This window comes from Larkinella bovis, from assembly GCF_042655385.1.
In the GTDB taxonomy this organism is placed as follows: domain Bacteria; phylum Bacteroidota; class Bacteroidia; order Cytophagales; family Spirosomataceae; genus Larkinella; species Larkinella bovis.
On the sequence record NZ_JBHSMA010000009.1, the window covers coordinates 53,488 to 66,250 of the forward strand.

Sequence of the window (12,763 nt, forward strand, 5' to 3'; positions counted from 1 at the left end):
AATTTTCAATTGAAACGATTCAATGGATCATGACCTTTAGAGGCTCCAATTGATCTGTACAATATTAGCAATTATCTTTTCTGCTTCAATGCACATTCGCTCCATCCAGATTCAGGACCGTCGATTCGACCTTGCCGAAGGCGCCGGTTCGGATGCCACGCACACAATGCCCCAGTATGCCTATGCGGTTTGTATCCTCAAAACCGATACCAACGTGGAAGGAACCGGTCTGGCTTTCACCCTGGGGGCCGGCACCGATCTGGTCTGCCAGGCCATCCAATACCTTTCAGAACCGCTGATGGGCCAGGAAATTGAAGCGTTGATGGCCGGCTTTGGCCGGACATATCGCTCCATCGTCGATTCGCCATCGTTTCGCTGGCTAGGGCCCCACAAAGGCGTTGTGCATCTGGCACTGGCGGCTATTACCAACGCCTGTTACGATCTCTGGGCCAAGTCCCGGCACGTACCACTCTGGAAGCTTTTACTCGACCTGACGCCCGAAGCAGTGGTGAACACCCTGGATCTGAGTTATCTCGAAGAAGAACTCACCCGCCAGCAGGCGCTTGATTTGCTGGCAACAGAAAAAATGAATAGCCCGAAACGGGCCAATATTCTCAAAACCGGTTACAAAGGCTACGATACCTCCGTAGGCTGGTTCAATTTTTCGGACGAGCGCATCGTGGCCAACACCCGCAAAGCCGTCGATGCGGGTTTTACGGCGCTGAAGCTCAAAGTAGGCTCCGACGATCCAGAACGCGATCTCCGCCGGGCGTCCCTGATCCGGGAAACCGCCGGCGATGCGGCCACCCTTATGCTCGACGCCAATCAGCGCTGGAACGTTCCGGAAGCCCTGGATATTTGCCGGAAACTGGGCAGCATTCGCCCCTACTGGATCGAGGAACCCACGCATCCCGACGATGTGCTGGGACACCGGGCCATTGCCGAGGCCATCGCGCCATTCAAGGTGGCAACCGGCGAACACATTCCCAATAAAGTCATCTTCAAGAATTTCTTTCAGGCCGGGGCCATGGCCTTTTGCCAGGTCGATGCGGTGCGGGTAGGCGGCATTTCTGAGTTCCTGACCATCAGCCTGCTGGCGAAAAAATACGATATTCCGGTAGTGCCGCACGTGGGTGACATGGGACAGATTCACCAGCATTTAGTTCTTTATAACCATATTGCAATGGGACACGAAAACCTGTTTCTGGAACATATTCCGCATTTACAGGCGTATTTTGTGAATCCGGTTCAAATCCGGGACGGCTACTACCAGGTGCCGACCGAAGCCGGTAGCAGCAGCGACCTGAAACCCTAACCTAAAACCGGCATGACATCCCTGACCGACAAAATCATTTTTCTGACCGGTGGTGCTTCCGGTATTGGGGAAGCCTGCGCCGACGCCTATGTTCGGGCCGGAGCGAAGTTGTTCGTCATGGATCGGAACGAAACCGCCCTTCAAACCCTGCTCAACCGGCTCGGTAACGACCACGACGGATTCGCCGGCGATGTACAGCGGGCTACCGACGTACAGCGCGCCATTGACCACGCGTTACAACGCTTTGGCCGACTGGACGTGATTCACAACAACGCGGGGATCGCCAGTCCGTCGAAACCGCTCGACCAAACGACGGAAGAGGAATGGGATGCGCTCTTTTCGGTTAATTTAAAAAGCGTCTATCTGACCACCCGGTTTGGGCTCGACGCCCTGAAAGCCACGCGGGGCTGCATCCTGAATACCAGCAGTATGGTGGGCGAGATCGGCCAGGAAAACCACGCGGCTTACGTGGCGACCAAAGGCGGGATGAACGCCCTGACGAAGGCAATGGCCCTGGATTATGCCCCGTTTGGTATTCGTGTTAACGCTATTTGCCCCGCGGGCGTCTGGACGCCCATGTTGCGGGTCTGGGCCACGCAACAACCCGATCCGGCATCCATTGAAACGTACCTGAACCACATTCACGCCCTCGGCTATTGTCCCGAAGGCGACGTCATTGCCGATGCCGCCGTTTTTCTGGTATCCGATGCCGCCCGCTTCATCACCGGCTGTCTCCTACCCGTCGGTGGAGGAGCCGAACTCGGTTACCGACGCTAAAAGAAACCACCGAACTTTACGAAATCGCTCCATCACAAATTCACTCCATCAAAAATGCGTACCTGCCTGGCCCTCGACCTGAAAGACAATCCGGAAGGCATTGCCCGCTACGAATTCTTCCACCAGCCGGAACATATCTGGCCGGAAATTCCGGCGGGAATCCGGGCGGGGGGCATTACAGATATGCAGATTTACCGCATCGGTACCCGGTTATTTATGATTGTCGAAACCGCCGAAGGGGTTGATCTAAACGATGCGTTTAATGAAATCAGTAAACTTCCCCGGCAAGCGGAATGGGCGGCTTTGATGGACGGTTTTCAGCAGCGACTGGCCGAAGCACAGCCGGGCGAACACTGGGCGAAAATGAAACCGGTTTTTAGCTTAACGACCTAACGTATGAAAACGCCATCGCCCAAACACGTTGTCGTCCCTTTACTGGTGGTAATGAGTCTGATGTTTTGCTGGAATCTAAGCCGTAACATCAACGATGTGTTGATTCCGCACCTCAAACGGGCCTGTCAACTCACCGACTTCCAGTCGTCGCTGGTACAATCGGCCTTTTTCGGAGGGTATTTTCTGCTGGCCCTCCCCGTCGGGCAGTTCATCCGGCGGTATGGGTACCGGGCGGGCATGATGACGGGCTTGCTGACGGCGGCCACCGGCGCGATGCTGTTTTTTCCGGCCGCCGAAACCCGGTTTTATCCCCTGTTTCTGACGGCCTTGTTCATTATGGCGGCCGGTTTTACGTTTCTGGAAGTGACCGCAACCCCCTACATCACGAAACTCGGCGATCCGGCGGGGGCCTCGAGCCGGTTGAGCCTGGCGGCTGCCGTGGGTTCCATCGGAGCGACACTGGGGCCATTTATCGGCGCGCAGTTTCTGCTTCAGGCAACGGATGTTCCCGCGTCAGTGGTCCAGCAGTTTAGTCCGGCCGAATTGACAACGTACCTGGATTCCGAAGCGCACCTGGTGAAACTACCGTACCTCAGTCTGGCCCTGGCATTTGCGGTGTTGGGGGGGCTGCTGTTTTTCATCAGGCTGCCGACCATCGCGGACGAAGGGGAACGCTCGCTCCGGCTCTGGTCTATTTTCCGGTTTCGCCATACGGTTCTGGGTGCCCTGGGTGTGTTTTGTTACCTCGGGGCCGAAGTCGGCATTGTTAGTTTTCTGATTCGGTACGCCCAATCGCTGCACTTGCCGGATTTGAGCGAACAGAAAGCGGCTTTGTTCATTACCCTGTACATGGCGTTGGTGCTGGCCGGACGGCTGGCGGGGGCTTATTTTCTTCGGCGTATTCATCCGTCGCTGGTGCTGACGATAGGTGCCATCGGTGCCTTTTTGCTGGTCTTGACGTCGATCATGACCTCGGGATACGCATCGATCTATACGCTGTCCATCGTCGGTTTGTGTACCTCGGTCATGTACCCGATTCTGTTTACCCTGAGTACCAAAGATCTGGGAGCCTATACCAAAACCGGGTCGTCGCTGATCATCATGAGTATTGTGGGCGGGGCCATCATTCCCCCGCTGATGGGCTGGATTTCCGACCATTTTAGCATCAAATTGGCCTTTATCGTACCGATTGCCTGTTACGCTTACGTGCTGTTCTACGCCCGTAAAGGTTATATCAGCCATCCGAAGTTGACAGTTGCTCAAGCCTAACCCCTTACCAATGAACGCAAAACCGCTCCTTCTCGCCCTGTTTTTCCTGCTGCTTGTCATTTCGGCAAGAGCCCAGAAAGCACTGCCTCAGTCCCAGCGACTCCACTGGTGGCAACACGACCGCTTCGGGATGTTTATTCACTGGGGACCGGCCACACTGACGGGCCAGGAAATTAGCTGGTCGCGGGAGGAATACGGCAAAAGCCGCTACGATTCGCTGCACCTGCGGTTTAATCCGACCCAATTCAATCCCAAAGAATGGGTACGGCAGGCCAAAGCGGGCGGCCTGAAATACGTGGTGCTGACGGCCAAGCACCACGACGGGTTCTGTTTGTGGAACACCCAAACCACGAGCTACAACATCATGTCGTCGCCGTTTGGCCGCGACGTTTGCAAGGAACTGGCGGATGCCGTTCATGAAGCAGGCCTCCAGCTGGGTTGGTATTTTTCGCCCGGCGACTGGAAAGATCCCGACTGCCGGAATCCCGATGCCGAAAAGAACCGGGCGTTCGAAAACCGGATGCTGCAACAACTCACGGAGCTACTGACCAACTACGGAAAAATCAGCCTGTTATGGATTGACTACGACGCTTATCCCTGCCCCACGCATCCAAAAAATGTCTATGAGCTGGCGCATCGGCTGCAACCCGGCATCATTCTCAATAACCGGCTCGAAGCCTTCAATCCCGATGAATCGCACAGCCAGCCGGGCCGTTACGGCGATTATGTTACGCCCGAAGGCTTTGTGGCCGGTTATGGCAATGTGCCCTGGGAAACCTGTACGAATATGGGGCACCAGTGGGCGTGGCGGTTTAACGATACCCCCCGCCCTCTGAAAGAAGTCGTGCATACGCTGCTGCGGTGTGTGGGCGGCAACGGCAACTTGTTGCTCAACGTCGGACCGGACAGCCTGGGGCAGATTCCTCCGTTGTTTACGAGCCGGTTACAGGAAGTCGGCGAGTGGATCCGGCCGCGGGCCGAAGCGATTTACGGAACCCAGGGCGGACCGTATACCCCGACCCCGGACTATGTCTGTACGCAGCGGGGAAATCGGGTTTTCCTGCACTGGCTAGCGGGCCCGACCCGTGAACTGAGGTTACCGGCGCTGCCCGCAACGATCAAAAAAGCGAAACTGCTCAACGGTCCCCCCGTTCCCTTTTCGCAAGCCAACGATCAGCTTCGGCTGGTGGTGCCGGCTTCAGCGCACGATTCGATTGCCACCATTGTGGAATTGACACTCGACCGGCCAGCTTCCCAACTGGCACCGATCCTGCCCTTTTCCCAAACCGGGTCGCTGGCATATGGCCAAAAACCGGCCGCTTCCAGCGCCGTCGGGGAGTTTCTGCACGGTGCCGGTGCGGCCTTCGACGACAACAAGGCAACCTACTGGAAGCTGGGTCGGCGCCCCGATGCAAATTTTGATGCGAGTTACGGCAAATCGCTCTATTTCCGATCCAAAGAAGTTCTCGCGATGTTCGAAGATACCGGCTGGCTGGAAATTGATCTGGGAAAACCCCAACTGGTCGGCCAAATCGTGATCCATGAATTTCAGCGCAAAAACAGACCCGGGCTCCACGCCCAAATCGACCGGTTTTCCGTTCAATACCAGAAAGGCAGCAAGTGGCTGCCCATCGCCACGGGTCAGCAGATTGGGGATGAATGGCGAAAGGAGATTGCACCCGTGACGGCGCAGCGGTTTCGGCTGGTCATTCTGGAATCCAAGGGCGGCATTGGCGTCAGTGAATTTCAATTATTCCCACCCAAAAACCAGACAGCAAACTAAACCTATCTGCCTAAACGTATATACCAGATCGTCACAAAAAAATCATTCCTACGCTCAGAAAAAAGTCGGTTATTTTTCTATACAAAGCAAATAGGTTAAGTATGTTAGTATATTTGCGTACTTGATGAACAGGGTCAGCGAATCCGGGAAGCGCTTTTATGGAACGGATGGCGAAACGATGCGTGGCCGTGTTCGATTGTATAAATAAAACCCAAGTAATTATCCGATCTATTACATATTATTTTTTAAATTGATCCGAAACCCGCTAACCAGAGCGCAAATTCCAGCCTAAGACCATCTCTTATGGAGCTAAAAGTCAATCGGATACAGCAGGGAGCAGTTCCATATAAAGACCTGCCGGAGTACGACGTCTGGGCGCAATTCAGAAGTGGTAATGCGCAGGCATTCGGATTTATTTATTCGACGTATTTCCCGATTCTCTACAATTACGGTCGTCAGTTTACCAGCGATAGCGATCTGGTAAAAGACACCATTCAGGACCTTTTTATTTACCTCCAGGAAAAGAAAGCCGGTTTAGCGGAGGTTTCATCCATCAAATTTTATCTGTATAAGGCGTATAAAAACCGCATCGTCCGACAGTTGACCCAAAACCGCCTGAGTCCGGAAAAACTGGATTATGATGACGGTCGCGGTTTTGAAATTGCGTTCTCCGAAGAATCCGGCGGCATTGGCGAAATGTTCGATGACGAATTGCGGCAAAAAATGGAACGTGCCTTTGCGCAGCTTACCAAACGGCAGAAAGAAATCATTATTTATTACTTCTACGAAGGGTTTTCGTACGCGGAAATAACCGCCTTGATGGGCTTTGCTAAAATTGATTACGCCCGTATTTTAATGAGCAGAACGATTCTGAAACTTCGAAAAGAATTAGGCGAATCCCGGTTTGTTCTCAATATGCTGGTTCTGGCCTTGCTGATTGGAAAATAATCTGTTTTTATCGGTATCGCTCCGAACGCTTTCCTGGGAAATTACAGGTGCTTTCCGGCTATCCATATCCGTTCAAAAAAAATAATTAAAAAAAAGTTAACGCTACTGTATATACCTGATGCCATTCAGCCTCTTATGAATTAGACGGTCCTTTCAATCCTGATCCAGGCGGGTAAGAATGACCGAGAATCAACCCTTACAGAGCAGGCATGGCGTACCAAAACTATCAACTGGAAGACTTTCTCAAAGATGATGATTTCATTCGGTGGGTGAAAAATCCGACTGCGGAACAGAATCATTTTTGGGACCGCTGGCTGGTGGAACATCCTGACAAAGTTCAAACCGTTGCACAGGCCAAACAGCTTATTCTTTCGGTTCGGTATAAGTATTCGTATCAGCCTTCCGAAGCGGATGTACGAGCGGTCTGGGAGCGTATTCAAAATACAGAACCCAGCACAAAGCCGGCAAGGCTAATCCGGTTTCCGGTTTCGGTTTCCGGGTTGCTCCGTTTTGCCGCCATTTTTCTGATTACCCTTTCCGCAGCCGTGACGATCTGGAAATACGCCCTCCAGCACAAGCCCACAAAGACCGCTATTAATCAACACCTTACCAACACCATTCAAACACGGACGATCCGGGGACAACGGACCCGGCTCCGTCTGCCGGACGGGAGTTTGGTCAAATTAAATGCCGAAAGCGCCCTGACCTATTCGGCGGATTTTGGCCAAACCAACCGGGCGATTACGCTGGAAGGTGAGGCTTTTTTCGAGGTCGCCCATGACCCTTCTAAACCGTTTACGATTCAGACCGGAAAGCTCAAGACAACCGTCGTTGGCACCTCCTTTAACATCAATGCATATCCGGAAAATCCGGACATAACCGTAGCGGTTTTAACGGGAAAAGTGAAAGTGGCAACGGCCGCAACGGAGATAACAAACAACCCGGATTTTCTAGTCCCATCGGACCTGTATTCCTACCAAAAAGCCAACGAAACAAGCCGGAAAGAAAAGATTAACCTGACGGAGGTACTGGCCTGGAAAGACAACATTATTGTCTTAAAAAATGCCAGCTACGAAGAAATAAAGAAGAAGCTGGAACGCTGGTATGGCGTCAGTTTTGTCGTACCCAAAGGCTTAAAAGTGAAAGAAGATTTTAGCGCCCGGTTCAGTAATAACTCTTTAAAAAGTATTCTCGACGCGTTGAACTACACCTCCAATTTTCAGTACGAGCTTGTTAATAACACCGTTTATGTAACCCGAAAAAAGTGAAACCAGGCAGCTTAAAAAAAGAAACCAGTTGCGTTTAACAACTGGCTCTTCCCCTGTTCATGACCTTTTGGCGAAGCTATCGATCAGGGAGTCTGTCAATCAAAACCCTGTTTAATTAACCTTTAAAAGTATGAAAAGAACCTTACTTAACCAAGTCCTGCCGGTAGTCCGACTGGGAGCCGTCGGGATGTTGCTCCTGCTCCTTCCCGGCTACCGGATCATGGCGGCCAACAGCCCGTACCAGAGCAAAAGCCTGGAGGAAATCTATCTGAATATCGCCCTGAAAAATGTACGGCTGGAAGATGCGCTGAACTTAATTAGTGAGCGGACGCAGTTTTCATTTGCCTACAACGGCGAAACCCTCGACAAAAACCAGCTCGTCAACATTCCCGACAAGAGTCTATCGCTGGCATCGCTGCTGCGAGTTCTTTCGAAAGAGGCTAACCTTCAATTTCTGCGGGTCAATTCCCAGATTTATGTTCGGAAAAAGAAACTGCTCGAAGCCGCTATTATTGAGAAGTCGCTTTCCGACGATCCCGTCATGATTCAGGGAACGGTAACGGATCAGGCGGGGGCGGTTTTGCCCGGAGCCAATATTCTGATCAAAGGCAAAACACAGGGGACCGTCACCGACAGTGAAGGCAAGTTTCAGCTACAACTGGAAGGCGGAAAAGGGACGCTGGTGGTGAGTTCGATTGGTTATGTTTCGGAAGAAGTGACCGTCAGCGGGACTAAAACCGTCCTGACCATTGTGCTGAACACCGATATCAAATCGCTGGAAGAAGTGGTCGTCGTCGGGTACGGCGAACAGAAAAAAGTAAACCTGACCGGCTCCGTGGCGACGGTTGCCGCCGACGAGCTGGTGAAGCGATCGACGGCGAATGTGGAGAACCTGCTCCAGGGAAAAGTCACCGGTTTGCAGGTCGTTCAAAACTCCGGCCAGCCCGGCGACGACGGAGCCATCATGACGATCCGGGGCCTGGGAACATTCAGCGATGCCGGGGCAGCGCCCCTGGTGCTGGTCGACGGGGTGGTCGGCAACCTGACCAACCTCAATTCCGATAACATTGAATCCATTTCCGTTTTGAAAGATGCCGCATCGGCTTCCATTTACGGGGCGCGGGGGGCCAATGGTGTCATTCTGGTCACGACGAAAAAAGGCAAAGCCGGTTCGTTCAATGTCGATTACCGGGTTGATTTGCAACTGCATCAACCAACGCGCATGCCCAGGCTGGTGACGAATTCGGCGGATTTTATGACGTATTTCAATATCGCCCGGGAACGCTCGGGACAAGCTCCCTTGTATACGCCGGCCGAAATCGACACCTACCGCAATGCTACGGATCGCACGAAATACCCCAATTTCGACTGGATTGATTTCATCGTTGGGAACGCTGCCGCACAACAACATTATCTGTCGGTGAACGGCGGCTCCGACAAGACAACGTACAATTTTTCAACCGGTTATCTGGATCAGGACGGGATTGCCGGTGGCCACCGTTTCAAACGGTATAACTTCAACGTCAACGTCGATTCCAGGGTAAACAAGCTGCTTCGGGTGGGGGCCAACATCGGGTTGGTGAAAAAGGACATTGTCGAGCCGCCTTACACCGATTCGGATTTCATGCTGCTGGTGTATTCCATGAATCCCACCAACGGGCCGTATTTGAGGGACGGTTCCGGTCGTTACTCCGGGGCGTATCGGCAGGGCGTTCCTTCCAACCGCAATCCACTGGCGGTGATCAACAGCGGATCGGCTCGCTACGAAAAATACAACCTGACGGCCCAGACGTATGCTGATTTCTCGATCACACCGGATCTGACCTGGGGCGTAAAAGGGGCCATCAATTACAGTAGCGATTTTTCGAAAGTGAATGAGTTTCCGGTCGACGCCTATTTTTTCTCCGATGGGGTCTATCAGAATAACGGAAACCCCTCACGGCTGGGCATTACCGACCGGTTTGACCAGTCGATGCTGACTACCCTTTACTCTACCCTTAATTACAAAAAGACCTTTGGCAACGACCACTACGTAACCGGTCTGGTTGGCTACAATCAGGAATCGTTTCACAACCGCTATTTAACGGGTGCCCGGCAGAAATTTCCGTCGTATGACCTGAAAGAACTGAATGCCGCTTCGGCCGACGGCCAATCGACGGCCGGAACCGCCTACGAATGGGCCATTCAGTCGCTGTTTGGACGGATTACCTACGATTACAAAGAACGGTATCTGCTGGAAACCAATTTCCGCTATGATGGCACGTCGCGCATCCAGCGAGACAACCGCTGGGGTTTCTTCCCGTCGGTCTCAGCGGGCTGGCGGATTTCAAACGAGGAGTTTCTGAAGTCACAAAGCTGGATCGACAATTTAAAATTCCGGGCATCGTGGGGCCAGCTGGGGAATCAAAACATTGGTAATTACCCCTATCAGGATATTCTGTCGGTCACGACCTACCCGTTCGAGACGCTGCAACAGGGGGTCATACAAACCCGGCTCACCGACAAAAACCTGCGGTGGGAAACGACGACCATCACGGATTTCGGTCTTGATTTCAGCCTGAAAAGACGCATCTTTTCGGGCTCCATCGATTGGTATAACAAGGTCACGGATGGCATCATTTACGCGATTGAAGTCCCCGGCAGTGTTGGTCTGACCGGGCCGACGGTGAATTATGCCAAAATGCGGAATAAGGGAATTGAACTGCTGCTCGGCCATTCCCATAAAATTGGAGAGTTCCGGTACGAACTGAATGCCAACTTCTCCAAAAACGCCAATAAAGTCCTGAAAGTCAAAGCCCCCTTCTACGACAACAACAATACGATTCAGGAAGGGCTGCCGTGGATGTCGAATTATCTCATCGAATGGATCGGTATTTTTCAATCCCAGGAAGAAATCAACAACGGTCCGGCCCATCCGTACAATCCGAAACCGGGCGATTTGAAATTCAAGGACCAGAACGGGGATAATAAGATCGACGGCGCAGACCGAATTGTCGTTCCCGGCGCGTATCCCAAGTTCTTCTACGGAGGAGGGGCCAATGCCTTCTGGAAAAATTTCGACTTCTCGATTTTCTTCCAGGGGGTTTACGGCAATAATACCTTCGTGGATCGCTGGGGAATCGACCCCTTTACCCAGGGCAGTGCGCCGACCCTTGAATTTGCCAAAAACGCCTGGACCCCGGAGAATAAATCAAATACGCACCCGGCCATGTACCAGAATGGATACGGCCCCGTCAACGGATTGCGTTCCACGTATTTCCTGATGGATGCGTCCTACCTGCGCATCAAAAACCTGGTGATTGGTTACACGTTCCCGAAAAATATCACGACGAAAATCCGGATGAAAGACCTGCGCCTGTACCTGTCGGCGGACAACCTGGCGACATTCACCAAGTATCCGGGCGCTGATCCGGAACGCACCGGCACGGGACGGCAACGGTTTGCCACCTACCCGCAGGTGCGCATGTTCACGGCGGGTCTCAAGGTCAAATTTTAAGTCTCAAACGAACTTCCCATGAAAAAGTTTTTGATCATAACCCTGGTGAGCACGATGAGCCTGCTGCTCACTTCCTGCCAGGATTTTCTGGATAAAAATCCGCTCGACCAGCTCGCGAACCAGACCTTCTGGTCCTCCGAAAAGGATGCCGACATGGCCATTGCCGGTGTCTACAGCCAGTTGCTGAGCTATACCTATGACCACCGCCGGATGGATTGGGATGCCCTGACCGATGACTTCTTCCTGTTCGGCACCTACCAACGCGCCGATAACATTGCCAAAGGTATTATTGAACCGGCAACGGGCGGTTTGGTCAGCACGATCTACCTGGAATCGTATAAAGGCATAACGGCCTGCAACGTTTTCCTGGCCAACATCGACCGGGTGGCAATGGACGAAGCCAAGAAAAACCGGTATAAAGGCGAGGTGCTGTACCTGCGTGCGCTGTTTTACTTTACGCTGACGGAGTTCTACGGCGGAGTGCCGCTCTACACGAAACCCATTACCGTCGCCGAAGCCACCGTTACCCAAAGTCCCAAGGCCGTCGTGATAGAGCAGGTTCTCAAAGATCTCGACGAAGCCATTGCCCTCCTGCCGGCTACGCTTTATACGAGCCATGCCGTGAAAGGTTCGGCGCTCGCCCTGAAAGCCAAAGTACTGCTGCACAACGATAAATGGCAGGAAGCAGCCGATGCCGCCAACCTGGTGATTCAGTCGAAGGTGTTTAAACTGGCGACCGATTACCAGACGATGTTCTTGACCAAAGGCCAGACCAATAATCCCGAGATTCTTTTTTCGGCCCGGTATTTAAACCCCGACCGGTTTTCGCCCGAAAGTCCGGACATGAAATACGGTGCCGCAGCCGCGCTGAACGGCACCCAGAACCTGATCGATGAATTTGAATGCACCGACGGGTTACCCATCAGCCAGTCGCCGTTGTACGACAAAACCGATTACCGAAAGAACCGCGATCCGCGGCTTAATTACACGATCCGGGATATCAAAGAGCCGCTGGTGAGTTCCACCGGAGTCCGCTATACCAACGCTACAGCCGGGATTTATACCAATTACCTCGTTCGGAAATACGTCGATCCCGAGAACCTTCCGTTTTCGTATGCTACCCGCAGTGACCAGGATTTTATTTTAACGCGCTACGCGGAGGTGTTGCTCATCTACGCCGAAGCTAAAAACGAGGCCAGTGGCCCCGATCAATCCGTGTATGCGGCCGTCAATGAGGTACGGGCCCGGGTCAAAATGCCACCGCTTCCGACTGGATTGAACCAGGCATCCCTGCGCGAGCGAATCCGGCATGAACGGCGGGTTGAACTGGCTTCGGAAGGCTACCGGTATCTGGATATCAAGCGGTGGAAAATCGCGGAAAAAGTGATCCCCGGCATCGTCGATCCGGGGGGCGTTTTGCGCATGTTTGATCCCAAAAAACACTATCTGTTTCCCTTCCCGCAGAGCGAAATCGATATCAACACCAACCTGACGCAGAATCCCGGTTATTGATA

General features: G+C 52.8%; 9 protein-coding genes. All 9 read left to right on the forward strand.

Going from position 1 to position 12,763, the window contains the following annotated elements; all coding sequences use genetic code 11:
- Positions 1-88 precede the first annotated feature (88 nt).
- Entirely contained in the window at positions 89-1,315 is a 1,227-nt protein-coding gene (locus tag ACFPMF_RS21605) for an enolase C-terminal domain-like protein (RefSeq protein ID WP_379848951.1), read from the forward strand.
- Positions 1,316-1,327: 12 nt separating this feature from the next.
- Positions 1,328-2,092 (forward strand): SDR family NAD(P)-dependent oxidoreductase, encoded by a 765-nt coding sequence (locus ACFPMF_RS21610; RefSeq protein ID WP_379848953.1) that lies wholly within the window; start codon positions 1,328-1,330, stop codon positions 2,090-2,092.
- Positions 2,093-2,146: 54 nt separating this feature from the next.
- On the forward strand, positions 2,147-2,485 hold the full coding sequence (locus ACFPMF_RS21615; RefSeq protein ID WP_379848955.1) for an L-rhamnose mutarotase: 339 nt from the start codon (positions 2,147-2,149) through the stop codon (positions 2,483-2,485).
- Positions 2,486-2,488: 3 nt separating this feature from the next.
- The gene (gene fucP / locus ACFPMF_RS21620; RefSeq protein ID WP_379848957.1) at positions 2,489-3,754 is read left to right on the forward strand and encodes an L-fucose:H+ symporter permease; all 1,266 of its coding nucleotides are present in this window, start codon (positions 2,489-2,491) and stop codon (positions 3,752-3,754) included.
- A 10-nt stretch (positions 3,755-3,764) separates the two neighbouring features.
- Positions 3,765-5,537 (forward strand): alpha-L-fucosidase, encoded by a 1,773-nt coding sequence (locus ACFPMF_RS21625; protein WP_379848959.1) that lies wholly within the window; start codon positions 3,765-3,767, stop codon positions 5,535-5,537.
- 303 nt (positions 5,538-5,840) lie between these two features.
- Positions 5,841-6,485 (forward strand): RNA polymerase sigma factor, encoded by a 645-nt coding sequence (locus ACFPMF_RS21630; protein WP_379848961.1) that lies wholly within the window; start codon positions 5,841-5,843, stop codon positions 6,483-6,485.
- A gap of 209 nt (positions 6,486-6,694) precedes the next feature.
- Positions 6,695-7,753 (forward strand): FecR family protein, encoded by a 1,059-nt coding sequence (locus ACFPMF_RS21635; RefSeq protein WP_379848963.1) that lies wholly within the window; start codon positions 6,695-6,697, stop codon positions 7,751-7,753.
- A 130-nt stretch (positions 7,754-7,883) separates the two neighbouring features.
- On the forward strand, positions 7,884-11,249 hold the full coding sequence (locus tag ACFPMF_RS21640) for a SusC/RagA family TonB-linked outer membrane protein (protein WP_379848965.1): 3,366 nt from the start codon (positions 7,884-7,886) through the stop codon (positions 11,247-11,249).
- A gap of 18 nt (positions 11,250-11,267) precedes the next feature.
- Complete coding sequence (locus tag ACFPMF_RS21645; protein WP_379848967.1) at positions 11,268-12,761, forward strand: RagB/SusD family nutrient uptake outer membrane protein; 1,494 nt, start codon at positions 11,268-11,270, stop codon at positions 12,759-12,761.
- The last annotated feature ends 2 nt before the right edge of the window (positions 12,762-12,763 follow it).